Here is a 25,002-nt window from a genome sequence, read left to right on the forward strand (position 1 = left end):
GGGGACAGTAGGATGGTCTGGTGCTCATCTGCCTGACGGCGAGTCACAAGAACGCCGACTTCACTGCCCTCGAGGCACTGTCGACGGCTGACGCCTCACAGCTGCCCAGCTCCTTCGCCTCGCACCCCTCCGTCGACGGGGCGGTCGTCGTCTCGACCTGCAACCGCTTCGAGGTGTACCTCGACATCGACGCCGAGGCGGACGACGCCGCCGGCATCGCGCAGACCGTCGCGGCCGACGCGCTCGGCTTCCACCAGCCGGAGACGCTCGAGCCGCTCGCCGACGTCGAGGCCGCGGAGCACCTGTTCGCCGTCGCCGCCGGCCTCGAGTCGGTCGTCGTCGGCGAGGGCGAGATCGCCGGCCAGGTGCGCCGCGCGCTGCAGTCGGCGCAGGTCGCCGGCACCACGTCGCCGCACCTCGAGCGCCTCTTCCAGCGCGCCTCCGAGACGCAGCGCGGCATCAAGAACCGCACGGGCATCGGCGAGGCCGGCCGCTCGATCGTGCGCCTCGCGCTCGACCTCGCGAGCGCGCGGGTCGACTTCGTGGACGCCCGCGTGCTGCTCGTCGGCACGGGCCGCTTCGCCGGCGTCTCGCTCGCCGAGCTGCGTCGCCGCGGCGCGAAGCACATCGAGGTGTGGAGCCCGTCCGACCGCGGCGAGGGCTTCGCCCGCAGCCACGCGATCGGTCACGTCGACGCGCGCGACGCCGCGCTCGCCGCAGCGTCCGCCGACGTCATCATCACCTGCACGAGCGCCGACCGGTTCGTCGTCGACGCCGCCCTGCTGCACGCCGGCCGCGCGCGGCTCGCGACGCACGACTTCCCCGGTCAGGCGCACGACGCCGCGACCTGCCCGGTCGCCCTCGGCGGCACGAGCGCGGGATGCCCGATGCACGCCGCCGGCGCGACGGTCGCGGGCTGCCCCGTCGAGCACGGTCGCGGCGCGCAGCTCGTCATCGACATGGGCATGCCGCGCAACGTCGACCCCGATGTCGCGACGGTCGCGGGCGTCGAGGTGCTCGACCTCGAGACGATCCGCCTGCACGCCCCGCTCGAGCACCTGACCGCCGCCGCCGATGCGCGCGACCTCGTGCGCAAGGCCGCGCGCCGGTTCGAGCGCGGCACGGAGGAGCGCCGCCTCGGACCCGCCATCGCCGCCCTGCGCCAGCACGTCGAGGAGGCCATGGAGGCCGAGCTCGCCCGCGTCGCGAAGCGCGGCAGCGAGGAGGAGCGGCGCGCCGCCGAGCAGGCGCTGCGCCACTTCGCCGGCGTGCTGCTGCACAAGCCGACCGTGCGCGCGCGGGAGCTCGCCGCCGAGGGCCGTCACGACGACTTCCTGTCGGCGATCGACGCGCTCTACGGCATCGACGACGTGGCGTGACCGGCCAGGACGAGAGCACGGCGACCGGCGACCACGCGATCCTGCCGCCCGCCGGCGTCGAGACCGATCCGCGCGAGACGGCCGGCGCATCCGCGCCCGCGAAGCGCCGGCGGCTCGTCGACCTCGCGCCGCTGACGGCCTCGCCCGTCTTCGCCCGGCTGTGGATCGGCAACGCCATCAGCGGCATCGGCGCGCAGATGACCGTCGTCGCCGTCGGCCTGCAGATCTTCGACATGACCGGCAGCACCATGGCCGTCGCCCTCGTCGGCGGCATCGCCCTGCTGCCCATGGTGGTCGCCGGCCTCTGGGGCGGCATGATCGCCGACGCCTTCGACCGCCGTGCCGTGCTCATCGTCTCGAGCCTCGTCGGCTGGGCCGCGGTGCTGGGCCTCGTGGCGCTCTCGACCTGGGACGCGGCGCTCGTCGCCGACGGCGAGCGCGCGCTCGTGTGGCCGTTCTACGTGCTCACGACGCTCAACACCGTCGCCGCCACCGTCTCGGGCGCGACGCGCTCCGCTGTCACGCCGCGCATCCTGCCCGCGCACCTGATCTCGCGCGCGACCGCCCTCAACGGCATCGCGATCGGCATCATGCTGACCGTCGGTCCCGCGCTCGCGGGCGTGCTCGTGGCGGGCGTCGGCCTGCCGATCACGTTCGCGATCGACGCGGTGCTCTTCACCGCCGGGTTCGTCGGCATCCTCGGGCTGCCGCGGCTGCCGCCGCTCGGCGCGGTCGCGAAGCCGGGCCTCGCATCGCTGCTCGACGGCTGGCGGTTCCTGCGCCAGGCGCCGAACATCCGCATGTCGTTCCTCGTCGACATCATCGCGATGTCGTTCGGCCGCCCCTTCGCGCTGCTGCCGGCGGTGGGCGCGATCGCGATCGGTGGTGGCCCGATCACCGTCGGCGTGCTCACCGCCGCCGCCGCGGTCGGCACGCTGCTCGCGAGCCTCTTCTCCGGCCCCGTCGCCCACGTGCACCGGCACGGCGTCGCCGTCGCCCGGGCGATCACCGTCTACGGCGCGTTCGTCGCCCTCTTCGGCGCCGTGCTGCTCGCGATGTCGCTCGGATGGGGCGGCCCGGTCGGCGCGGACTGGTCGCAGGTCGCGTGGCCGGCGCTCGCCGTCGCGGCGCTCGCCCTCGCCGGCATGGGCGCGAGCGACGAGATCAGCGCCATCTTCCGCTCGACCATGATGCTGACCGCCGCGCCCGACGAGATGCGCGGGCGCACGCAGGGCCTCTTCACCGTGGTCGTCGCGGGCGGGCCCCGCATCGGCGACCTCTACGCCGGCGCCGCCGCGAGCCTCGTCGCGCTGTGGTGCCCGCCGCTCATCGGCGGGCTCCTCATCGTCGCGCTCATCGCGATCGTCACGCGCACGCAGCGCTCCTTCCTCGCCTACGACGCGCGCACGCCGACGCCATAGCGGTCCGCGCACCGCCCGACGGCCCCGTCGAGCGGCGGCGCGGGCGGTTGAGCCTCCCGTGCGCCAAGGCTGAGGGCGCCTTGGGCACTGCCCTCCGACGCCGCGGCTAGCGTGACGAGTGCCGCAGCACGGCGACGATAGGACATCCGATGCATCCCGAGCTCGATGCGAAGACCGGCAGACCGCCGCTCCTCCACGACGAGCTCGTCGCGCTCTCGGCCCCGACGCAGGTGTGGTCGCGTCGGGACGGCACGATGGGCGGCGCCGCGGACGGCATCTTCCACGGTGACTGGCGCTGGGTGCGCAGCCTCGAGCTGCTCGTCGACGGCCGGCCGATCGAGCACCTCACGACCGCGGACGACCGCGACAGCACCGTCTTCCGCGCCGTCGCTCGCCAGCTCGACGGCGACTCGTCGACCCCGCGCCTGCTCGTCGAGCGGATGCGCGCAGTCGAGCCGGGCGGCTTCGTCGAGCGCGTGACGATCGTCAACGGCCGCAACGTCGAGGTCACCGCGCTCCTCGAGCTGCGCCTCGACCTCGAGCTCGCCCCGCTCGCCTCCGTGCACGCCGGCAGGCCGGAGGCCGTGCCGATCGACCTCCGGCTCGACGACGGCGCGGCCGTCGCGACGGACGGCACCCGCACGCTCCGCTGCGCGAGCACCAAGGGCGCGATCGAGATCGACGGGCACCGCGTCACGGCGTCGCGCAGCGTGGTCGTGCGACCGGGCGACTGGGCGACGCTGTCGATCGAGCTCGCGGTCGACGACGCGCAGCTGGCCGAGCCGGGACCGCCGACCGCATCCCTCCCGCCGCTGCGCGCGACCGGCGTGGCAGCCCTCGATCGCTGGGCCGGGCGCGCCGTAGCCGATCTCGACGACCTCTCCCTCGACGTCGGCCACGGCCCGTTCCTCGCCGCCGCGGCGCCCTGGCAGCTGACGCTGCTGTCGCGCGAGGCGCTCGTGGCGGCGCGCCTCGCGCTACCGCAGACCGCGGCGATCGCCGAGGGCACGCTGCGCACGCTCGCGACCCGGCAGGGCGTGCTCCACGACGCCGAGACGGGCGAGGAGCCCGGTCGCATCCCGCACGAGGTGCGGCAGGACGGCAGCGCGCCCGCCTTCCGCGCATCGGTGGACGCGACGCCGCTGTGGATCGTGCTCCTGCACGAGACGTGGCTCGCCGGCATGCCCACCGAGACCGCCCGCGAGCTGCGCACCGCGCTGCACGCCGCGCTCGGCTGGCTCGCCGCGCACACCGGCGACGGCTTCCTCGCCGATCCCGACGACGACGAGGTGAGCGCGGCCGTGCAGGCCATCGCCTGCCGCGCCGCCGTCGGCGCGGCAGACCTGCTCGACGCGCTCGGCGACGACGGCGACGAGTGGCGCGCGTGGGCGGCTCGGCTGCGCTCGCGCTTCCGCGACGCGTTCTGGAGCGGCGACGGCTCGGCGCGCACCCCCTCGCTCGCCATCGACCACGACGGCGGGCAGCACGACCGCCTCGGCGCGGAGCTCGGCCAGCTGCTCGGCACCCGGATCCTCGACGAGTACGAGGAGTCGATCGTCGCGCGGATGCTGCTCGACGACGCGATCGCCTCGGGCTTCGGGCTGCGCTCGCTCGCCGCGGACGACCGCGACTACTGGCCGCTGCTCGAGCGCGGCGGCGCGATCCATCCGCACGAGACGGGCCTCGCGATCGAGGGGCTGCTGCGCGCGGGCTTCCGCGACGAGGCGCGCGCGCTCGCCGAGCAGCTCCTCGCCGCCGCCGACGCGTTCCACGGGCGGCTGCCGGCGGCCTTCGCGGGGTTCGGCCTCGAGGACGTCGCGATGCCGGTGCCGCTGCCGGGGGCGGGGAGCCCGCACGCCGCGAGCGCCGCTGCCGTCGTCGTCGTCCAGCGCGCGCTCGAGGCGCGCGCCGGCCGGCCGAAGCAGCGCATCGACACCGGCGAGCGGCACCTCGCGGCGGTCGAGCGCGTGCAGCGGCTCGACACCGGGCCGGTGCAGCTGCCGCTCCTGCGGGGCACGGGCAGCGGCGATCGATCGACCCAGCGGCCGCGCCTGCGGCTGGTCGACCCGGAGGGGTGAGGCGCGCCATCGCCTCGACCTGCTGACGCCGAGGGGCGCGGTGCGGCGCTGCCACCCCGCGCCCCTCGGCGTCCGGCGTCACCCCTTCTCGGCGCCCTCCGTCGTCGACATGATGCGCTTCTGGAAGATGAAGAACACGATCGCCACCGGGATCGTCATCAGCACCGCCGCCGCGAGCTTGAGCGGGAACTGCGTGCCGGAGCCCAGCGCCCCCGACACGAGCGAGCCGACACCGGTCGTGAGGGTGTGCAGCTCGGGGCTCTGCCGCGAGATGACGAAGTGCCCGAACTCGTTCCAGGAGCCCTGGAACGACAGGATCGTCAGCGTGATGAGCGCCGGCGAGGCCATCGGGAGCGTCACCGACCAGAAGGTGCGGAACACGCCCGCGCCGTCGATCCTGGCGGCCTCCTCGATCGAGACCGGGATCGAGTCGAAGAACTGCTTCATGATGAAGACCCCGGCAGCGGTCGCCAGCAGCGGGATGATCATGCCGCCGTAGGTGTCGTAGAGCCCGAGCTCCTTGATCACCAGGAAGCGCGGGATCATCAGCACCACCGACGGCACGGCGAGCACCGCGATGAAGACCGCGAACACGAAGCCGCGGCCGCGGAACTTCAGCCGCGACAGCGCGTAGCCCGCCAGCGAGTCGAAGAACACCCGGAAGACGGTCACCACGATCGTGATGAACGCGGAGTTCGCCGCCCACAGGGGCAGGTCGCCGGTGAACAGCCGCTCGTAGGCGGCGTACGTGAACGTCTGCGGGATGAGCGACATCGGATCCCCGTTGGCCTCCGCATCCGTCTTGAACGAGCCGCTCACCGCGATCACGAACGGGTAGATGTAGACCAGCGCCAAGATGACGAGGATGACGTAGCCGACGATCAGGCCGCCGCTGACGCGCTCCTTCATGTGAGTCCACCTCCCGTGGTGCTCTGCGGACCGGCTTCGAGCCGCACCGCGCCCTCTGCGAGCAGCGGCGCCTTGCGGTCGCGCCCCTTGCGCCGCTTGCCCATGCCGCTCTCGTCCCGCTCGCCCAGCACCAGCCGCTGGATGAGCGTCATGGCGATGATGATGAGGAACAGCACGAACGCGATGGCCGCGGCGATGCCGGGCTCGTTGTTCTCGAACGCCTGGTTGAAGGCGAGGTACGCCGGGCTGGAGAGCGTCGGTGCCGCCGGGGTGCCGCGCGTCAGGTAGATCTGGTCGAACACCTGCCACGTGCCGATGAGCCCGAGCGTCAGCACCGTGAAGAGCGTCGGGCGGAGCATGGGCAGCGTCACGGAGAAGAAGGTGCGGATGGGGCCCGCGCCGTCCATCACCGCCGCCTCGCCGACCTCGGCGCCGATGTTCTGCAGCCCCGCGAGGAACAGCAGCATGAAGGTGCCGGAGGTGGTGAAGATGTTCATCGTGATGATCACGCACATCGCGACCGACGGGCCGGCCAGCCAATCCCATCCGGTGACGCCCAGGAAGCCCGGGCTGTCGAGGCCGGGCGGCGCAGCATCGCTGCGGAACAGGATGTGGAACACGCCGCGCGGGTCGGCGAACCAGTTCGGGCCGTCGATGCTGAGCGCCCCGAGCACGCGGTTGACCACGCCCGTGGCCGCGAAGAGGAAGAGGAAGACGCCCGTGATCGCGATCGACGAGGTCACCGACGGGAAGTAGAACGCGGTGCGGAAGAAGCCCTTGCCCTTCAGCAGCCGCCGGTTCACCTGCACGGCGAGGAAGAGCGCGAGCGCCGTCTGCAGCGGCACGACGAAGAGCACGAAGTAGGCGGTGTTGCGGATCGTGCGGCCGAACAGCTCGCGCGTGAGCGAGTCGTCGGTCGTGATCGCGGCGTAGTTCTCGAGGCCGACGACGTCGACGCTCTCGTTGAAGAGCGGCGAGTTGCGGCCGTTCCAGTCGGTGAACGAGACCCACAGCGCGAGGGCGATCGGCGCGATCAGGAAGACGCCGATGATGAGGATCGCCGGCAGCGTGAAGAGCCAGCCGGCGACCGTCTCACCGCCCCGCGCGCCCCCGCGCCGCTTGCGCGGCGCGGGAGCGGTCGAGACGGAGCTCATCAGCCCTGCGACGACTCGTAGGCGGCCTCGAGCTGCGTCTGCAGCTCGTCGAGCGCGGCCTGCGGGTCAGCGCCCTGCAGCGTCGTGATCGTGTTGTTGAACTCGGTCACGACGTCGGCCGCGCCCGAGAAGTTCACCGGGCTGACCGCGTAGTCGGCGCCCGCGACGAACGCGGCGTTCTCCGGGTAGGTCTCGGCGTAGGTGGCAGCTGCCGCCTGCGTCGAGGGGATGACGCCGAACGCGTCGGCGAACTCGAGCTGCTGCTCGTCGCTCGTCAGGAAGGCGACGAGCTCCTGCGCGGTGGCCGCGGTCTCCTGGCCCTGCGGGATGCCCCAGCAGTTCGAGAAGGTGAAGGTGCCGGGACCGGCCGGTCCCTCCGGCAGCTCCGCCACCAGGAACTCCACGTCCGGGAAGTCGGCCTCGAGCGCGCCGCGGATCCACGGCCCCTCGATCACCATCGCCGCTGCGCCGTTGCCGAACGCCTCGCCGCCCCAGCCGGCGCCGAGGTCGGCCGGCCACTTGAGCGAGCCCGCCTCGAGCAGGCCCTGCACGTACTCGAGCGCCTCGACGTTCTCGGGCGAGCTCGCGGTCACGGTGTCGCCGTCCATGAGCCCGCCGCCCGCCTGCTCCATGAAGACGCCGACGCGCGCGTACTCCGCGCCCATCGAGAGCCCGACGGTGTCGCCGGTCGTCAGCGTCTGGGCGACGGTCTGCAGCTCCTCCCAGGTGGTCGGCACGTCGGCGTCGGTGAGGCCTGCCGCCTCCCACAGCTGCGTGTTGATGACGAGGCCGAGCGTCGAGAAGTCCTTCGGGGCGCACACGAACTCGCCGTCGAAGGTGAAGGTGTCGACGAGCGCCGGGTAGAAGTCGCCCGCGTTCGCGAGGTCGCCCGCGTAGGGCTCGAGGTAGTCGTCGCCCGCGTAGGTCTGGAACTGGTCCCAGCCCATGTAGAAGACGTCGGGTGCCGAGTCGCCCGCGAAGCCCTGCGCGAGCTCCTGGTTGAGGTCGGACGCCGCGATGACCTCGACGGTCGTGCCCGACTCGGCGCTCCAGGCGTCGGCCGCGGCCTGCACGGCCGCCGTCTCCGCCTCGCCGGAGGAGCCGATGAGCATCGTCAGCGCCTCGGCGGGCGCTTCGGGCTCTCCACTGGAGCCGGTGCTGCCACCCCCGGAGCAGGAGGCCAGGGCGAGGGCGAGCGTGCCGGCGAGGGCGACGCTGCCCAGCTTGCTGTGTCGCATGGTTGTTCCTTTCAGGATGGGGAGGGTCCCCGGTCGGCGGCGGGGGCGATCCCCCACCGTGCGTCGTCCCGCCGCACGAGGTGCGGCCGGACGATGGTCGTGACGGCGCCCGGCTGGGCGTCGATCGCGGCGAGCGCCGCGGTGGCCACCTCGCCGAGGCTCTGGTCGACGCTCGGGAAGCCGAGCCCCGCGGCGAGCGAGGTGTTGTCGAAGCCGATGACCGGCAGCCGGATCCCCAGCTGCGACGCCGCGCCGATGCCGCCGGTCGCGAGCGAGTCGGAGGCGCAGACGAGCGCGGTCACCCCACGCTCGAGCAGCGGTCCGGCGGCGACGAGCGCGTCCGCGACGCGGTCCTGGCAGCGCGCGGTCAGGGCGTCGAGGGCGTCGCCGCCGACGCCGAGCCGCTCGGCCATCGCCTCGGCCCAGCCTCGGCGCCGGTCGTCGCCGGACCCGCTGCCCGCGGGCCAGCCCAGGAAGCCGATGCGCCGGTGTCCGGCGTCGAGCAGCGCATCCGTCGCGGCGCGCGTGCCCGCGGCGCCGTCGACGTCCACCCAGTTGTGCGCGCGCGCAGCCCCCCAGGGACGGCCGAACGCGGCGAAGGCGAGGCCCTCGTCGAGCAGGGAGGTGACGCGCGCGTCGCCGAGGTGGGTCGAGGTGAGCAGGAAGCGGTCGGCGACCCGCTGGCCGGCGAGCTCGCGGATCTTGCGCACCTCCTCCTCGTCGTCGACAGCGGTGAAGAGCAGCACGTGCCTGCCCTGCGCGTCGGCGCGGGCGGTGAGCTCGTGCAGGAACCGGTCGAGCAGCGACGCGGCCACGTTCTCGGTGAGCGGGTCGATGCGCAGGCCGATCGTCGCGACGGTCTGCTGCCGCAGGCGCCTCGCCTGGAGGTTGGGCGAGTAGTCGAGGTCGTCGACGGCGGCGAGCACGCGGTCGAGCGTGGAGCGCTTGAGCAGCGCGGGGTTGTTGAGCGCGTTGGAGACGGTCTGCACCGAGACGCCGGCATGCGCCGCGACGTCGGCGAGGGTCGTCCCCATCAGCTGCTCCTCGGTCTCACACCCTTGTGATGCCTTCGACCCGCGCGGCGAAAGCCCGCTTGGATCGTTCCAATCCTGACGGTAGCGTATCGATCGTCCGAAGTGAACCCCGGTCGGGAGGCCCAGGATGAGCAGTGCAGCTCCAGCGTCGGATCGCGGTCGACAGCCGCTGCTGAACGATGCCCTCGTGGTGCTCGAGGCGCCGACGCAGTCGTGGTCGGATGCGTCCGGCGAGATGGGCGGCGCGGCGATCCACGGGGTGTTCCACGGCGACTGGCGCTACGTGCGCGGCCTCTCGCTGCGCGTCGGCGGCGAACCGGTCGAGGCGACCGGCACCGGCCGGTCCGCCGGCCGCGTCGTGTTCCACGGGGTCGCCCGCGCGATCGACGACGAGACCCCTGACCCGCGGGTGCTCGTCGAGCGCGAGCGCAGCGTCGCGGCCGGCGCGCTCGAGGAGCGCGTGCGCATCCGCAACGGGCTCGACGAAGCCGTCACCGCCGACGTCGAGCTCGCCGTCGACGTCTCGATCGCCGAGCTCTCGACGGTGAAGGCGGGGCTGCCGGCGCCGATGCCGCTCTCGTGGCGCGAGCAGGGGCCGGACGCCCTCGAGGCCGGCGACGGCACGCGCACGCTGGCGCTCGCCGCGCCCGGCGCCGAGGTCTCGCGCGACGGCGACCGCGTCGTCGTGCGCTGGCGGCTGCAGGTGGCGCCCGGCTCGGCGGTGGATGCGGGCCTCACGATCGGGCTCCACGACCCGACCGCCGTCGTCGGGCCGGCCGCCGACCGGCCGCTGGCCGAGCTCGAGCCGAGCGGCGACGCCGCGCTCGACCGCTGGGCCGCCTGCGCGGCGGACGACCTGCGGGCGCTGCTGCTCGACGCCGGCCAGGGGCCGTTCGCGGCGGCCGGCGCCCCGTGGTTCATGACGCTCTTCGGGCGGGACTCGCTCATCACCGCGCGCCTGCTGCTGCCGCTCTCGCTCGAGCTCGCCGAGGGCACGCTCCGCACGCTCGCCGCACGCCAGGGGGCCGTCGTCGACCCTGCGACCGCGGAGCAGCCGGGCAAGATCCTGCACGAGCTGCGGCAGTCGACCTTCACGATGCCCGGCGAGGGCATCGTCCTGCCGCCCGTGTACTTCGGCACGATCGACGCGACGCCGCTCTGGGTGGTGCTGCTGCACGACGCCTGGCGCGCCGGCCTGCCGATCGCGACGGTGCGCGAGCTGCGCCCGGCGCTCGAGGGCGCGCTCGGCTGGTTGCGCGACCACGGCAGCCCGGACGGATCCGGCTTCTTGAAGTACATCGACGAGACCGGCACCGGGCTCGCGAACCAGGGCTGGAAGGACTCGGGCGACTCCGTGCGCTTCCGCGACGGCCGCATCGCCGAGGGGCCGATCGCGCTCTGCGAGGTGCAGGCGCAGGCGTGCCAGGCGGCGGAGGACGGCGCGGCGCTGCTCGAGGCGCTCGGCGACACGGAGGGCGCCGACGAGTGGCGCGCGTGGGCCGAGGGCATGCGCGAGCGCTTCCGCGCCGCGTTCTGGGTCGAGCGCGACGGGGAGCGCTACCCGGCGATCGCGCTCGACGGCGCGGGCGCGCCGGTCGACGCGAAGACCTCGAACATGGGTCAGCTGCTCGGCACGACGCTGCTCACCGCCGAGGAGGAGGCGCAGGTCGCGCGGCTGCTCGTCGACGAGCGCTTCGCCTCCGGCTGGGGGCTGCGCACCATGTCGACCGACCAGGGCGGCTACTGGCCGCTCTCGTACCACTGCGGGTCGGTCTGGCCGCACGACACCGGCGTGGTGATCGAGGGGATGCTGCGGGCCGGCCTCGGCGATGCGGCCCGCGTGCTCGCCGCGCAGCTCGTGCGCGCGGCCGACGCGTTCGACGGCCGGCTGCCGGAGCTCTTCGCCGGCTTCAGCCGCGACGAGGCATCCTCCCCCGTCGCCTACCCGGCGTCGTGCCGCCCGCAGGCGTGGAGCGCCGCGGCCGTCGTGCCGGTGCACCGGGCGCTCGCCGGCGGCTGAGCGCAGAGCGATTCCCGATCGGTGACGGACAGATGCGGTACCGAATCGTCGCCTCACTGACTGCGAGAGGACGATCCGGTACCGCAAGCGCGGGTGACTAGCCCTTCGCGGAGCCCGCCAGCAGGCCTCGGACGAAGTAGCGCTGGAGGCCGAAGAACACCGCGAGCGGCACGAGCAGCGAGACGAACGCCCCCGCCGTGAGTCGCTCCCAGTTCTCGCCGCGCGAACCCGCGAGCTCTGCCAGCCGCTGCATGAGCGGCGCGGTATCCGGTGTGCCGGAGGAGAACACGAGGGCGACGAGCAGGTCGTTCCAGACCCACAGGAACTGGAAGATCGCGAACGACGCGATCGCCGGCGTGGCGAGCGGCAGGATGATGCGGAAGAAGATCTGCCCGTGCCCCGCGCCGTCGACGCGCGCCGCCTCGATGACCTCGCCCGGGATCTCCGAGATGAAGTTGTGCAGCAGGAACGTGGCGAGCGGGAGCGCGAAGATCGTGTGCGCGATCCACACCGGCAGGAACTGCCGCTCGCTGATGAACGGCAGCGTCTCGTGCAGCGCATCCTGGAACGGCTGCATGAACGTCACGAACAGCTGCAGCAGCGGGATGAGCGCCATCTGCAGCGGCACGATCTGCAGGGCGAAGACGATCACGAAGAGCGTCGACGAGCCGCGGAACTTGATCCACGCGAAGGCGTACGCCGCGAGCGACGCGAGCACGAGCGGGAAGATCGTGCCGGGGATGGCGATCGCGAGCGAGTTGACGAAGTACTCGCCCAGCTGCGGCGACGACGACGAGGCCGAGAACAGCACCTCGCTGTAGTTCGCGAGCGTCAGCTGCGGGTCGGTGAAGAACGTCCACCAGCCGGACCCGGAGATCTGGTCGGAGGGGCGGAACGACGACAGCAGCAGCCCGAAGGTCGGGATCGTCCAGATCACGGCGATGACGATCGCCGCGATCGTGGCCCACGGGCTGGTGAGGCGCCGCTTCACGCGGTCGAGCTTCGTGCCGAGCGCCGCGTCGGTCGACGCGAGCGTGATCTCGGGGTCTGGGGTCACGGCGATCTGGCTCATCGGATGCCCTTCTGCTGGTTGAGCACTCGGATGTTGTAGACGACGATCGGCAGCACCATCACGAACAGGATGAGCGCGAGCGCGGCGCCTCGGCCGGGCTCGCCCGACCGGAACGCCTGCGTGTACATCTCGTTCGCCACCACGGAGGTGTTGAAGTTGCCCGCGGTCATCGTGCGGACGATGTCGAACACCTTGAGCGTGGCGATCGAGATCGTCGTGACGACCACGACGAGCGAGGAGCGGATGCCCGGGAGCACCACGTTGGAGAACCGCTGCCACGGGTTGGCCCCGTCGATCGAGGCGGCCTCGATCTGCTCGACGGGCACGCCCTTGATGGCCGCCGAGAGCACGACCATCGCGAATCCGGTCTGGATCCAGATCATCACGATGATGAGCGCGAGCGTGTTCCACGGGCTGTTCTGCAGGATCTGCTGCGGCTCGCCGCCCAACCAGACGATGATCTGGTTGACGAAGCCGATCTGGTCCTGCTCCGGTCCGCGGTAGGCGTACATGAACTTCCAGATGATGCTCGCGCCCACCATGGAGAGCGCGAACGGCATGAAGAGCAGCATCTTGAAGAACCGCTCGCCGCGGCTCTTGTCGATGAAGATCGCGTACGCGAGGCCGATCGCCGTCGAGAGCAGCGGCACCAGGATCACCCACACGATCGTGTTGCCGAGGGTGATGAGCGCCTCCGGCTGGGTGAACATCCAGACGAAGTTGTCGGCGCCGTTGAAGGTGCCCGTCGCGTCGGTGAACGCGAGGATCGCGGTGCGGATCGCCGGGTAGACGAGGCCGATCGTGAGCAGCAGCGCCGCCGGCATGAGGAACACGAGCATCGGCTTCGAGTCCTCGTCGTGGTCGGCGAGGTAGCCGAGCAGCCCGGCGATGCTGAGCGCCGCGGCGAAGGCCCACGGCCAGACGCCGATCGGCACCTCCCGCCCGCCCTCGAGCACGAGCGCGATCACCACGATGGCGACCGCGGCCGCGATCCAGGCGAGCAGCCGCAGCGAGCGGCGGATGCGCGCTGGCGCGAACGCGATGGCGGCGGTCGCGACGAGCGCCGCGACGAGCGGCCACCCAGCGATGGTCGCCGCGAGCGACAGCGCGGGCGTCACCCAGTCGAGCATCGGGATCGCGCCGCTCTCGCCCATCGGGGCGAGGACGATGACGACCGCGATGAGCGCGGCCGCCACGAGCCGGAAGACCGCGCTGCGGACCGCGGGCGACGCGGGCTCGAGCGCCCGGTCGAGCAGCAGCTGCAGCACGACGCCGACGACGCCGAGGATGCCGATGAGGATGAGCGAGTTCGTGAGCTCCTGCGTCATCCACGAGACCGTGCCGTAGAGCACGCGCGCGAGCACTGCGAGCAGCACGAAGGCCGCCGCGATGATGATGCGCGGCCGCAGCCCGACCTTGAGCGACGCGAGGAAGCCGCGCCGCTGCACGGTGTCGTCGCGGTCGAGGAAGGCGAGCAGCAGCGCCATCACGACGCCGAACGCCGCGAGCGCGACGATCGCCTGCAGCACCTTGCCGAAAAGATCCAACGTGGTCATGGACACCTCCCAGATGCCGAAGTGGGGGCCGCGAGCGCGGCCCCCACTTCGGGCATCAACGGCCGATCAAGGCCAGCTCTGCTCCACCGTGGACAGGACGGACTGCGTGTCGGCACCGGAGATCCAGTCGACCATGCCGGTCCACAGCGTGCCCGAGCCCACAGCGCCCGGCATTGAGTCGGATCCGTCGAACCGGAACGTGGTGTTCGGGTCCTGCAGGATGTCGTACGCCTGGCGCAGCAGGTCGCTCGAGGCGTTCGCCGGGTCGAGGCCCGAGTTGGCCGAGAGCACACCGCCGAGCGAGACGCGGCTGTTCGCCCACTCGGGGCTCGACAGGTAGGTCTGCACCGCGACGACCTCGTCGGCGTCGTTGAACGCCGCCACGATCTCGGCGCCGCCGGTGACCGCGGCTGCGTCAGCCTCGGTGCCGGGCAGGAGGAACGCCCAGACCTGGCCGTCCTCGGCCACCTCGACCGAGTTGTCGTCGCTCCAGAAGCCCTCGTAGAACGAGGCCTGGTGGTGCATCGCGCACTCGCCGTCGAGTACCGGCAGGCCGGCCTCGCCGAAGTCGGTCGTCGCGATCGTCGAGACGTCGCCGATGCCGCCGTTCACGTACTCGGGGTTCTTGATGAGGTCACCGACGCGGTCGAGCGCCTCGACGATGCGGGGGTCGTCGAACGGGATCTCGTGCGCGACCCACTGCTCGTAGACGTCCGCGCCGTGCAGGCGCAGGACGTAGTCCTCGAGCCAGTCGGTGCCGGGCCAGCCGGTCGCCTCACCCGAGCCGAAGCCCACGCACCACGGGGTGACGTCGGTCTCGGCGATGGTCGCGGTCAGCTCGTCGAGCTCGTCGAGCGTGGTCGGGATCTCCCAGCCGTTCTCCTCGAAGACCGCCGGCGAGTACCAGACGAAGCCCTTGACGGACGACATGAGCGGTGCGCCGTAGAGCGTGCCGTCGACCGTGCCGAAGCCCTGGAACGTCTCGTTCCAGTACTCGGTCGCGTTGGCGGCCACCGACTCGGGCGCGGGCAGCACGCTGCCGGTGCCGACGACGGATGCGAGCAGGCCGGGCTGCGGGAAGAAGGCGAGGTCGGGCGGGTTGCCGCCCTGGACGCGGACGTTGATCTGCGCCTCGAACTCCGCGGAGCCCTCGTACACGACGTCGATGCCCGTGCAGTCCTCGAACTCGGCCCACGAGTCGTTGAGGCGGTCGGCCTCGGCGTCGAGGATGGTGCCGTAGGCGTTGACCTCTGCGCCGTCGAACGTGCCGTAGTCGGCGTAGGCCTCGCAGCCCTCCGCCGCGGTGCCACCGGATGCGCCGGGTGCCGCCGACGGATCGGTGGGCGCGTCGCCGACACAGCCCGTGAGGGCGAGCGCGGCGACGCCGGCGATGCCGAGCGGCACCGCGATCCTGCGTGCGTGCTTCACGTGAACTCCTTCGTTCGCTCAGTGCCAAGGGGTACGAGCCGCGACGGAGCACGGCCTCGTGCAGGGAGCCGGAACCGGTTCCACTGCCAGTGACGGTAGCGCACGCCGGACGGGTCCCGGCCACATGACAATGTTTCGATTCGGTCACGATCGCTGGGGGCCCACGCTCGCGTGCGACATGGTGGCGCTCTACACTCGGAACCGGTTCCATCGATGGACGGGCGACGAGGCCCGTCACGGCGCGAGGAGGCGCGATGCCCAGGCTCGACGACGTCGCCCGCGCAGCCGGGGTGTCGAAGGCGACCGCGTCCCGCGCGCTATCGGGCGCCGACGGGGTGTCTCCGGCGACGCGGGAGCGCGTCCGCCGCACCGCGGGCGACCTCGGCTTCCGCGCCTCGGGCGCCGCGAGGCGGCTCGCGACCGGCCTCACGCGCACGATCGGGGTGCTGACCCCCTCCGTCGACCGCTGGTACTTCGGCTCGGTGCTGCACGGCATCGCGCACGCCGCCGACGCGCACGAGCACGACGTGCTGCTCTACGACCTCGGCGCGTTCGGCCGGGGCGGGCACGAGAAGTTCGAGCGCTTCATGGACCGCGGCGAGGTCGACGGGCTCGTCACGATCACCTGGAGCCTCGTGGGCGGCGACCTGTCGCGGCTCAACGAGCTCGGCATCCCGGTGGCCACGGTCGGCGAGCCCACGCCGCACTCGCGCTCGTTCTGCCTCGACGACGACGCGGCCGGCGAGCAGGCGGCGGAGCACCTCGTGCGCCTCGGTCACCGCGACCTGCTGCACATGATGAGCGAGACGGAGGTGCAGCCGATCGACGCCTCGTCGTCCGACCGCCGCAGGCGCGCGTTCGAGCGGGTCTCGGTGAGGCACGGGCTGCGGATGCGCCCGATCATGACGGTGCCGACGACGCTCGAGGGCGCGCACGCGACCGCCCGGGAGCTGCTCGCCAGGGCCGATCGCCCCACGGGGATCGTGGCGGGCACCGACGAGGTCGCGCTCGGGGTGCTGCTCGCGGCGCACCAGCTGGGCATCCGCGTGCCGGAGCAGCTGAGCGTCATCGGCGTCGACGACGTGCCGACGGCGGCCGCGTTCGGCCTCACGACCATCCGGCAGGACCCCGCGCAGCACGGCGAGGACGTGGTCGCCTGGATCATGACCGCGCTCGCCGAGCATCCGCACGGCCGGCCCGACGCCGAGCCGGACCGCAGCCACACGAGCTACGCGCCCGTGCTCGTCATCCGCTCGTCGACGGGGGCGCCGCCGGTCTGAGGCGGCGCGGCGCCACGTGCGCGTCCATCGCGCGCGGGCCGCGTTCCGTGGTTGGCTTGCGCTCCCAGGCACCGCACCTCGAGGAGCGCCCGTGAGCTTCACCTCCAGCTTCACCTCGCCCATCCCGATCATCGGCGGCAACGTGCCCGGCCTCGCCCTCGATCGCGATTGGCATCGCAAGAGCGTCTTCTACGAGGTGATGGTGCGCTCGTTCGTCGACTCGAACGGTGACGGCTTCGGCGACTTCCAGGGGCTCACCTCGAAGCTCGACTACCTGCAGTGGCTCGGCATCGACGGCATCTGGGTGCCGCCGTTCTACCAGTCGCCGCTGCGCGACGGCGGCTACGACGTCTCGGACTTCAAGGCCGTGCTCGCCGAGTACGGCACGATCGACGACTTCAGCCACTTCGTCGCCGAGGCGCACGCCCGCAACATGCGCGTGATGATCGACATGCCGATCAACCACACGAGCGACCAGCACCCGTGGTTCCTCGCCTCCCGGGAGGACCCGGAGGGCCCGTACGGCGACTTCTACGTGTGGCGCGACACCGATGACGGCTACCCCAACGTGCGCATCATCTTCGTCGACACCGAGGAGTCGAACTGGGCGTTCGACGCCGTGCGCCGGCAGTTCTACTGGCACCGCTTCTTCTCGCACCAGCCCGACCTCAACTTCGAGAACCCCGCCGTGCACGCCGCGATCGAGGACGTGCTGCGCTTCTGGCTCGACCTCGGCGTCGACGCCATCCGGCTCGACGCGATCCCCTACCTCTACGAGTCGGAGGGCGGCAACGGCGAGTCCGAGCCCGCCACGCACGAGTACGTGAAGCGGCTGCGCCGCATCGTCGACGACGAGTACCCGGGCCGCGTGCTCATCGCCGAGGCGAACCAGTGGCCCGCAGAGACCGCCGCGTACTTCGGCACGGCCGCGGAGCCCGAGTGCCACATGGCCTTCGACTTCCCCACCATGCCGCGCATCTTCTACTCGCTGCGCGCGCAGAACGCGCTCGAGCTCAAGCGCATCCTCGCCGAGCAGGTCGACGTGCCGCCGGGCGCCGCGTGGGGCGTGTTCCTGCGCAACCACGACGAGCTGACGCTCGAGATGGTGAGCGAGGAGTACCGGCAGGCGATGTACGGGTGGTACGCCTACGACCCGCGGATGCGGTCGAACGTCGGGGTGCGCCGCCGGCTCTCATCGCTGCTGGACAACTCGCGCGCGGAGCTCGAGCTCGCCAACGCGCTGCTCCTGTCGCTGCCGGGCTCGCCGTTCCTGTACTACGGCGACGAGATCGGCATGGGCGACAACATCTGGCTCGACGACCGCGACGCATCCCGCACGCCGATGCAGTGGACGCCCGACCGCAACGCCGGCTTCTCGAACGCCGACCCGGGCAAGCTGTTCCTGCCGGTCGTGCAGTCGCTCGTCTACCACTACGCCGCCGTCAACGTGGAGTCGCAGATGGCGCAGGCGTCGAGCCTGCTGCACTGGATGCGCTCCGTGCTGCACGTGCGCCGCGCCCACCCCGTGTTCGGGCTCGGCGACATCACGGTGCTCGACACCGACAACGACGCGGTGCTCGCGTTCGTGCGCTCGTATGAGGGCGACGGCAGCTACGCGGGACCCAGGGCCGAGCGCGTGCTCTGCGTCTTCTCGTTCAGCCACAACCCGGTGCACGTGACGATCGACGCCCCGCAGTTCGCGCGCGCCCGGCTCAACGACCTGTTCGGCGGCGGCCAGTTCCCGACGATCGCTGAGGACGGGCGCTTCTCGCTCACCTTCGGCACCCAGTCGTTCTACTGGCTCGGCCTCAGCTGACGCTCCGGCGCGGCGCCCGGACGACGATCGTGCGGGCGGCCTTGTCGTGCAGCGCCTGCCCGCGCGGATCCCACAGCGGCCACAGGTGGTCGACGATGCTGAAGACGCCGGCGAGGAAGCCGAGCCCGGCGAAGCCGCTCAGCAGCTGCGGAGCGCCCTGCTGCACCGCCCAGCGCACGATCGCCGCGCGCGCGTCCGGCAGCCGATCCTCGTCGCGCATCCGCACGCGGATGCCGACGAGCATCTTGCCGGGCGTCTGGCCCTTCGCCATGTGGAAGCCCACGTTGTAGCAGAAGTAGGCGATCGCGCCGATCACGATGCTCGCGATGGATGCGGGGCTGCCGGGCGCGCTGAGCGCCTCGAGCTCGGCGAACGCCGCCTCGTCGCCCTCGGCTGCGCGGCCGACGAGGCCGAACCAGCCGAAGGCGCCGAGGACGACCATGGCGAGCACCACCATCGGGATCATGTCGAGCAGGTAGGCGCCGAGGCGAGCGCCCCAGCTGGCGGTCTCCCGCTCCGGCTCGGGGACGTCCTCCCACGGGGCCGGCGACCAGGTCGGCTGCGCGGTCGGGTCGCGCGTCTCGGCGAGCCACTGCAGGCCGTTCCACCAGCGCTCGACGCCGGGCGTCGCGGCGTACGGATCCGGGTACCACCCGGGCGGCTGCGAGGACGGCGGCGGCGTCGAGGTCATGCTCCGATGCTAGGCGTCCGCGGTGCGCCGCGCCTCGACCGGCACCTCCGCGGGGCTGTCCCCGGCGATCTCGGGCAGCACGCGATCGTGCGAGGACTCGACCGCTCGGGTGACGACGCCGCCGACGGCGAGCAGCAGCGCGACGGCCAGCGCCAGCGCGACGACGCCGAGCCAGAAGGGCACGTGGATGCTGATCGCCGCGCCGACGATGCCGGCGACGAGCGGCGCGAGCCCCCCGCCCAGGAACCGCACGAAGCTGTAGGACGCGCTCGCCACCGGGCGCGACACCGGTGCGACCTGCATGACCGCCTGCGTGACGAGCGTGTTGTTGAGCCCCGAGCAGGCACCCGAGAGCACCACCGTCGCGATGAGCACCGCCGGCACGTCGGTCCACGCCGCCATCACCGCCAGGTCGAGCGCCATGACGACGAACGTGCCGACCAGGACGGGCACGAGGCCGAACCGCCGCTCGAGGCGGGGCGCGACGGCGACCGCGAAGATCGCGACGAGGAGTCCCCAGCCGAAGAAGACGGCCCCGAGCGCGATCGCGTCGAGCCCCAGCACGAGGGGCGCGTAGGCGAGCACGGTGAAGAACGCCCAGTTGTAGAGCAGCGCCACGAGGCTCAGCACGAGCAGGCCGCGGTGCCGCAGCGCCCGGAGCGGCTCGAGCACGCCGATCGGCCGGGTGGACGTCCGGGTGCTCGGCACGAGCACGAGCGTGCCGATGAGGCCGACGAGCATGAGGGCGGCCACCCCGAGGAACGGCCACTGCCAGCCGATCGAGCCGAGCAGGCCCCCGAGCAGCGGACCGACCGCGATGCCGATGCCCATGGCCGCCTCGTAGATCGCGATCGCGCCCGGCACGCCGCCGCTCGCGCTGCCGACGATGACGGCGAGGCTCGTGGCGATGAAGAGGGCGTTGCCGAGGCCCCAGCCTGCGCGGAACCCGACCATCGCGCCGATGGTCGGCGAGGCTGCCGCGAGCGCGGCGAAGACGACGATGATGCCCAGGCCCAGCAGCATCGTGCGCTTGCCGCCGATGCGGCTGGAGACCCAGCCGGTGATGAGCATCGCGACCGCGGTGACGACGAGGTAGCTCGTGAACAGCAGCTCGACCTCGGCGTGCGAGGCCCGCATCTGCTCGCCGATCGCGGGGAGGATCGGGTCGACGAACCCGATCCCCATGAACGAGATGACGCAGGCGAAGGCGACCGCCCACACGGCCTTGGGCTGGGCCCGCCGGCTGCGCGCCGTGGGCGCGATCGCTGGCGCGTCGTGAGCGGCGGCGCGCGCGGGCGCGTCGGTGTGCTGTGCCATGGAGGCTCCTCGAACGGCCGCGCGTCAGCGCGGCGGATGGACGGCGTCGGCGGCGTCGGCGAGCCGCTCGAGCGCTGGGAGCGCCCTCGCGATCGCTGCAGCGTCGTCGGCGTCGAGGGTGGTGATGACGGCGGCGATGGTCGCCGCGCGCCGCGCGCGCCGCTCGGACGACAGCGCGCGGCCCGCCGCGGTGATCGCGATGGAGCTCGCGCGCCCGTCGACGGGATCGGGGCGCCGCTCGACGAGGCCGTCGGCCTCGAGCGCCTGCACGATCTGCGACATCGCGGGCTGGCTCACCCGCTCGCCGGTCGCGAGCTCGCCCAGCCGCTGCGGACCGCGCTCGACGAGCGTGAACAGCGTCGACGCGCGCGCGGGGCTGAGCGCGCCGGGCAGCTCGGTGCGGCGGTGCATGCGCACGATGCGATCGACCGCGGTGGCCAGCCTGGCCGCCTGCTCCCCGCTCGCCTCGTGCACCGTCCAATCATATAAGTGACTTATGCATCTGTCCAGGCGGCCACTTTTTGGCGCGCGTCGGGTCCGTAGTGGAGACTGGCGCGATGCAGGAGACCGTCATCCTCGCGATCGTCGTGGTCGTCGCGCTCGCGTTCGACTTCACGAACGGGTTCCACGACACCGCGAACGCGATGGCTCCGTCCGTCGCGACCGGCGCGCTGAAGCCGAAGCCCGCGGTCGCCCTCTCGGCGACCCTCAACCTCGTCGGCGCGTTCCTCTCCATCGAGGTGGCGCGCACCGTGGGCTCCGGGATCGTCGACCTCACGGGCGTCGACGGCGAGAGCCTCATGCTCATCGTGCTGTGCGGGCTCACCGGCGCGATCGTGTGGAACGTGCTGACGTGGCTCTTCGGGCTGCCGTCGTCGTCGAGCCACGCGCTCTTCGGCGGCCTGATCGGCGCCACGATCGCGGCGCTCGGGCTCACCGGCGTGCTGTGGGGCGGCGTCGCGCAGAAGATCCTCATCCCGGCGCTGCTCGCGCCGGTGATCGCCGGCCTCGTCGCCTTCTGCGGCACGTGGCTCGTGCAGCGCGTGACCGCCGGCCTGAGCGAGCGGCGCGAGCGCACCGACTTCCGCTGGGGCCAGATCGGCGCCGCCTCGCTCATGTCGCTCGCGCACGGCACGAACGACGCCCAGAAGACGATGGGCGTCATCTTCCTCGCGCTCGTCGCGCACGGGACGCTCGACCCGGAGGCGGACATGCCGCTGTGGGTGCGGATCGTCTGCGCGGTGGCGATCGCGGCCGGCACCTACATGGGCGGCTGGCGCGTCATCCGCACGCTCGGCAAGGGCATCGTCGACATCTCGCCGCGGCAGGGCATGTCGGCCGACTTCTCGAGCGCCTCGATCATCCTCACGTCGAGCCACCTCGGGCTGCCGCTGTCGACCACGCACGTGGCCTCCGGCTCCGTCATCGGCTCGGGGGTCGCCCGCACCGACGCCAAGGTGCGCTGGTCCGTCGCGCGCCGCATGCTCATCGCGTGGCTCATCACCCTGCCCGCGGCCGGTGCCGTCGGCGCGCTGTGCTTCGGCATCGCCAGCAACTTCGGGCACCTGGGCGGATCGATCGTCGTCACCCTGCTGCTGCTCGCCGCGTGCCTCGTGATGTGGCTGCGCTCGCGCGCGAGCCACGTCGGCCACCACAACGTCACCGAGGAGTGGGACCAGCCGAAGGCCGAGCGCAAGCGCGAGATCGACCGCGAGCTGAGCGCCGTCGCCTCCGGCATCGCGCCGCTCGCGAAGCCGCGGAAGCGCAAGAAGCGACCCAAGCCCCGGACGGAGGACCGCTGATGGGCTTCGACCTCGGCGCGCTCGCCACAGCCATCGTCTCGGTGCTCGCCGTCGGGCTGCTGCTCGGCGCGGGCATCCCGGTCGTCTACGCGCTCGCCATCCGCTCGCTCGAGAGCCGCAGGCCCGGCTCGACCGCCGTGGCCGGCGTGCTGCTCGCGCTGTGCGCGCTGCTCGCGGTCGCCGGCATCGTCGTGATCGTCTTCGGCAAGCAGCTCTTCGGCATCTGACGCGTCAGCCGCGCGCCGCGTCGCGCTGCACGCGATCGTAGGAGGGCTGCCGCGCTCGCCGCGCCCAGTCGTACTGCTGCGTGCCCGGCAGCGGGTGGCGCCCGGCGTCGAAGCGCAGCAGCGGATCGAGCGGGCCGGGCTCGCGGGTGAGCTCGAGCTCGGCGAACGGATGCCAGGCCCCGCGGGGGCGCGCCACGAGCAGGGTCAGGCGCCACGGCTCCGCCTGGAGCCGCTCGCCGAGCGCCTCGGGCGCCATCGGCAGGTCGGCGGGAGCGCGGGTGCGCGCGGCGACGAGCACCGGGCCCGTGGGCGTGCGGTACGGGAAGAGGGAGCCGAGGTGCGCGCGCGACGGCGAGCGGTGCAGCAGCAGCCAGAAGCGCGACGGCCAGCCCCGCCCGGTCGACGCGAGCTCGAGGTCGGCGGGTCCGGCATCGCCGTCGACGCGCACGGCGAGGCCGATCACGTCCGGCAGGGGCGCGGGGAGGCCCGCCGAGCGCGAGGCGCGCGCGAGCACGCGCACGGGTGCTGCGCCGGCCTCGTCGAACCACGGGACGCCGGTGTGCAGCGCGCTGCCGGTGCGACGGAGGGAGCCGTGCAGCTGCACGCCGTGCGGGTGGATCGGGTGCGGGCGTCGGACCGACGCGAGCGCGGCGAAGCCCGCGCCCAGGGCGTGGCCGATGACGGTCGAGACGTGCGGCATCCGTCGTGCCTCCTCGGTCGGTCGAGCGGTCGCCCCATCCTGGCACCGCCGCGCTGCACCGCAGCCGGATCGCGGATGGGCGCCTAGGAGCCGCTCGACGTGATCGGCACGATCATCGTCACGACCATGATCGCCACCATCGCTGCCTCGATCGCCTCGATCGCGGCGCGCACCGAGGCGGACGCCCAGCTCGCGCTCGCCAGCGCCTCGCCGCGGCGCTCGAGCGCCTCCTTCGGCAGGTCGGGGAACACGGCGGGCAGCGCCTTCGCCCCGTGCAGGATCGCGAGCGCCGTCGCGACGCGCGGCTCGTCGCGGCCGTCGAGCACCTCGCGCGCCGTCGCCTGCAGCGCATCCTCGACCGCGCGGCGCTCGCCGCGCTCCCAGCGCTCGCGCCACGTCATGCCGAGGAAGCGGTCCTGCTCGCGCGCGAGCACGCCGGCGGTCGCGAAGTCGTCCATCAGGCGTCCGCGCAGCCTCCCGCCCGGGGTGCGCGTGCCGCCCCAGCCGGCCACCCGCTCGATCGCGGCCTTCGGCGTGCGCCCGGCGATCTCTGCGACGAGCGGCTCGAGCCTCCCGTCGGTGCCGCCGGCCGCGGCGACGAGGGTGCCCTCCTCCGCGCCGGGCTCCCCGGCGCCGGCGAGCCGCATCCGGCCGTCGAGCAGGAGCTGCGCGGTCGCCGCGGCCGCCATCGCGATGCCGAGCGAGGAGTCGTCGATGAGCGGCGTGCCCGCCTCGTCGTCGATCGCGAGCAGGAGCACGGCTTCCGGGATCGTGAGGTCCATGCCCGCCACGGTAGGGCGGCGCCCGGACGGCCGCCTCCACCGGCCGACGGAGGCCGCGCGGCGGAGGCTACCGTGGACCCATGAGCAACGACGAGGCGCTGCTGGTCGAGGGGGCGGAGCGAGCCTGCATCGACGAGGCGCGCGCGGCCGGCGTCGAGCTGCTGCTGCCGCGCGAGGTGCCGCTCGGCGGCCCGCGCGCGCTGCCGGTGCTGCGCAGCCTGCCCAACAAGCACCGCCACATGATCGGCGCGTGGTGCTTCGCCGACTCCTTCGGGCCGGTCGACATCAGCGGCGGTCCGGGCATGGATGTGCCGCCCCACCCGCACACCGGTCTGCAGACGGTCTCGTGGCTCGTCGAGGGCGCCATCGCGCACACCGACTCGACCGGCGCGCAGCACACCGTGCGCCCTGGCGGGGTCAACGTCATGACCGCGGGGCACGGCATCTCGCACAGCGAGTACTCCACGAGCGACACGGCCGTGCTGCACGGCGTGCAGCTGTGGACGGCGCTGCCGCTCGACCAGCACGACATCGCGCCGTCGTTCGCGGGCGTCGACGACGTGCCGAGCGCGCGGCTGCCGGGCGGCGCGACGGTGCGCGTCTTCGTGGGCTCCTACGCCGGGGCCACGAGCGCCGCGCCGACGTTCTCGCCGCTGCTCGGCGCCGAGCTGCGCATCCCGGGCGGCGCCGAGGCGCAGCTCGCGCTCGAGGAGCGCTTCGAGCACGGGGTGCTCGCACTGACGCCGGGCATCGCGCTCGACGACGTGCCGATCGGCGTCGGGGAGATCGGTGTGCTCGAGCCCGGGCGAGCCTCCGCGATCGTGTCGGCGGAGCGGGCCGACGGCGTCGCGATCCTGCTCGGCGGCGTGCCGCACGAGGAGGAGGTCGTGATGTTCTGGAACTTCATCGGGCGCGACCATGCCACGGTGCAGCGCGCGCGCGACGCGTGGATGGCCGAGCGCGAGGCGCCGACCGACGCGCGCCCGCGCTTCGGCGTCGTCGACGACGGCTCGGGCACGACGCTGCCGTCGCCGCGCATCCCCACGGTCGAGCTGCTGCCGCGAGGGCGCGCGAAGCGCCGTTGACCCGCGGGCGGGC

21 protein-coding genes are annotated in these 25,002 nt (G+C 72.9%); 9 read left to right on the top strand and 12 right to left on the bottom strand.

The window, feature by feature from the left end; all coding sequences use genetic code 11:
• Positions 1–20 precede the first annotated feature (20 nt).
• The 3 genes from ACVWW9_RS05045 to ACVWW9_RS05055 all read left to right on the top strand — a co-directional run bounded on the left by ACVWW9_RS05045 (position 21) and on the right by ACVWW9_RS05055 (position 4,878).
• Positions 21–1,379 (top strand): glutamyl-tRNA reductase, encoded by a 1,359-nt coding sequence (locus tag ACVWW9_RS05045; protein ID WP_456514649.1) that lies wholly within the window; start codon positions 21–23, stop codon positions 1,377–1,379.
• A complete protein-coding gene (locus ACVWW9_RS05050; protein WP_456514650.1) occupies positions 1,376–2,800 on the top strand; it encodes an MFS transporter in 1,425 nt (474 codons plus the stop codon). The genes ACVWW9_RS05045 and ACVWW9_RS05050 overlap by 4 nt, the downstream gene beginning before the upstream one ends.
• Positions 2,801–2,949: 149 nt before the next feature.
• Positions 2,950–4,878 carry a glycogen debranching N-terminal domain-containing protein gene (locus tag ACVWW9_RS05055; RefSeq protein ID WP_456514651.1) on the top strand — a complete coding sequence of 643 codons (1,929 nt, stop codon included), beginning with the start codon at positions 2,950–2,952 and terminating at the stop codon, positions 4,876–4,878.
• Between the two features lie 78 nt (positions 4,879–4,956).
• On the opposite strand, the gene ACVWW9_RS05060 is transcribed toward ACVWW9_RS05055, so the two are convergent.
• Genes ACVWW9_RS05060 through ACVWW9_RS05075 form a run of 4 tightly spaced genes read right to left on the bottom strand, consistent with a single transcriptional unit; the run spans position 4,957 to position 9,213 of the window.
• Complete coding sequence (locus tag ACVWW9_RS05060; RefSeq protein ID WP_354257599.1) at positions 4,957–5,787, bottom strand: carbohydrate ABC transporter permease; 831 nt, start codon at positions 5,785–5,787, stop codon at positions 4,957–4,959.
• Complete coding sequence (locus tag ACVWW9_RS05065) at positions 5,784–6,941, bottom strand: carbohydrate ABC transporter permease (RefSeq protein ID WP_456514652.1); 1,158 nt, start codon at positions 6,939–6,941, stop codon at positions 5,784–5,786. The genes ACVWW9_RS05060 and ACVWW9_RS05065 overlap by 4 nt, the downstream gene beginning before the upstream one ends.
• The gene (locus ACVWW9_RS05070) at positions 6,941–8,179 is read right to left on the bottom strand and encodes a sugar ABC transporter substrate-binding protein (protein ID WP_456514653.1); all 1,239 of its coding nucleotides are present in this window, start codon (positions 8,177–8,179) and stop codon (positions 6,941–6,943) included. The genes ACVWW9_RS05065 and ACVWW9_RS05070 overlap by 1 nt, the downstream gene beginning before the upstream one ends.
• An 11-nt stretch (positions 8,180–8,190) precedes the next feature.
• Positions 8,191–9,213: a LacI family DNA-binding transcriptional regulator gene (locus tag ACVWW9_RS05075; RefSeq protein WP_354257591.1), complete on the bottom strand. Its 1,023-nt coding sequence runs from the start codon at positions 9,211–9,213 to the stop codon at positions 8,191–8,193.
• A 187-nt stretch (positions 9,214–9,400) separates the two neighbouring features.
• Here ACVWW9_RS05075 and ACVWW9_RS05080 point away from each other — a divergent pair, with 187 nt between their 5' ends.
• Positions 9,401–11,233 carry a glycogen debranching N-terminal domain-containing protein gene (locus tag ACVWW9_RS05080; protein WP_456514654.1) on the top strand — a complete coding sequence of 611 codons (1,833 nt, stop codon included), beginning with the start codon at positions 9,401–9,403 and terminating at the stop codon, positions 11,231–11,233.
• A 97-nt stretch (positions 11,234–11,330) separates the two neighbouring features.
• Here the strand turns inward: ACVWW9_RS05080 and ACVWW9_RS05085 are convergent, their stop codons facing one another.
• The 3 genes from ACVWW9_RS05085 to ACVWW9_RS05095 form a co-directional block, all read right to left on the bottom strand.
• Complete coding sequence (locus ACVWW9_RS05085; protein ID WP_123696629.1) at positions 11,331–12,305, bottom strand: carbohydrate ABC transporter permease; 975 nt, start codon at positions 12,303–12,305, stop codon at positions 11,331–11,333.
• On the bottom strand, positions 12,302–13,435 hold the full coding sequence (locus ACVWW9_RS05090; protein WP_123698446.1) for a carbohydrate ABC transporter permease: 1,134 nt from the start codon (positions 13,433–13,435) through the stop codon (positions 12,302–12,304). Before ACVWW9_RS05090 ends, ACVWW9_RS05085 begins: the two co-directional genes overlap by 4 nt.
• Positions 13,436–13,927: 492 nt before the next feature.
• Positions 13,928–15,289 carry an ABC transporter substrate-binding protein gene (locus ACVWW9_RS05095; protein WP_456514655.1) on the bottom strand — a complete coding sequence of 454 codons (1,362 nt, stop codon included), beginning with the start codon at positions 15,287–15,289 and terminating at the stop codon, positions 13,928–13,930.
• Between the two features lie 254 nt (positions 15,290–15,543).
• Between ACVWW9_RS05095 and ACVWW9_RS05100 the strand changes: the two genes are divergently transcribed.
• Together ACVWW9_RS05100 and treS are read left to right on the top strand one after the other, a co-directional pair.
• Positions 15,544–16,569 carry a LacI family DNA-binding transcriptional regulator gene (locus tag ACVWW9_RS05100; RefSeq protein ID WP_456514656.1) on the top strand — a complete coding sequence of 342 codons (1,026 nt, stop codon included), beginning with the start codon at positions 15,544–15,546 and terminating at the stop codon, positions 16,567–16,569.
• A 91-nt stretch (positions 16,570–16,660) separates the two neighbouring features.
• Positions 16,661–18,385, top strand: a complete 1,725-nt coding sequence (gene treS, locus ACVWW9_RS05105; RefSeq protein ID WP_456514657.1) for a maltose alpha-D-glucosyltransferase — start codon at positions 16,661–16,663, stop codon at positions 18,383–18,385.
• On the opposite strand, the gene ACVWW9_RS05110 is transcribed toward treS, so the two are convergent.
• Genes ACVWW9_RS05110 through ACVWW9_RS05120 form a run of 3 tightly spaced genes read right to left on the bottom strand, consistent with a single transcriptional unit; the run spans position 18,378 to position 20,867 of the window.
• On the bottom strand, positions 18,378–19,076 hold the full coding sequence (locus ACVWW9_RS05110) for an RDD family protein (protein ID WP_354257576.1): 699 nt from the start codon (positions 19,074–19,076) through the stop codon (positions 18,378–18,380). The two genes, treS and ACVWW9_RS05110, sit on opposite strands and share 8 nt — an antisense overlap.
• Before the next feature lie 9 nt (positions 19,077–19,085).
• Positions 19,086–20,393, bottom strand: a complete 1,308-nt coding sequence (locus ACVWW9_RS05115; RefSeq protein WP_456514658.1) for an MFS transporter — start codon at positions 20,391–20,393, stop codon at positions 19,086–19,088.
• 24 nt (positions 20,394–20,417) lie between these two features.
• Positions 20,418–20,867: a MarR family winged helix-turn-helix transcriptional regulator gene (locus ACVWW9_RS05120; RefSeq protein ID WP_456514659.1), complete on the bottom strand. Its 450-nt coding sequence runs from the start codon at positions 20,865–20,867 to the stop codon at positions 20,418–20,420.
• Between the two features lie 83 nt (positions 20,868–20,950).
• On the opposite strand from ACVWW9_RS05120, the gene ACVWW9_RS05125 reads away from it, so the two are divergent.
• Both ACVWW9_RS05125 and ACVWW9_RS05130 read left to right on the top strand, forming a co-directional pair.
• Positions 20,951–22,195, top strand: coding sequence for an anion permease (locus ACVWW9_RS05125; RefSeq protein ID WP_456514660.1), 1,245 nt, complete (start codon positions 20,951–20,953; stop codon positions 22,193–22,195).
• Positions 22,195–22,422 (top strand): hypothetical protein, encoded by a 228-nt coding sequence (locus ACVWW9_RS05130; RefSeq protein ID WP_354257564.1) that lies wholly within the window; start codon positions 22,195–22,197, stop codon positions 22,420–22,422. The genes ACVWW9_RS05125 and ACVWW9_RS05130 overlap by 1 nt, the downstream gene beginning before the upstream one ends.
• 4 nt (positions 22,423–22,426) lie before the next feature.
• Here the strand turns inward: ACVWW9_RS05130 and ACVWW9_RS05135 are convergent, their stop codons facing one another.
• Complete coding sequence (locus ACVWW9_RS05135) at positions 22,427–23,122, bottom strand: hypothetical protein (RefSeq protein WP_456514661.1); 696 nt, start codon at positions 23,120–23,122, stop codon at positions 22,427–22,429.
• 83 nt (positions 23,123–23,205) lie between these two features.
• Positions 23,206–23,904 carry a GOLPH3/VPS74 family protein gene (locus ACVWW9_RS05140; RefSeq protein ID WP_456514662.1) on the bottom strand — a complete coding sequence of 233 codons (699 nt, stop codon included), beginning with the start codon at positions 23,902–23,904 and terminating at the stop codon, positions 23,206–23,208.
• Positions 23,905–23,984: 80 nt separating this feature from the next.
• Here ACVWW9_RS05140 and ACVWW9_RS05145 point away from each other — a divergent pair, with 80 nt between their 5' ends.
• The gene (locus tag ACVWW9_RS05145; RefSeq protein ID WP_456514663.1) at positions 23,985–24,989 is read left to right on the top strand and encodes a pirin family protein; all 1,005 of its coding nucleotides are present in this window, start codon (positions 23,985–23,987) and stop codon (positions 24,987–24,989) included.
• Positions 24,990–25,002 lie beyond the last annotated feature (13 nt).

The sequence above is a fragment of the Agrococcus sp. UYP33 genome (assembly GCF_054060915.1).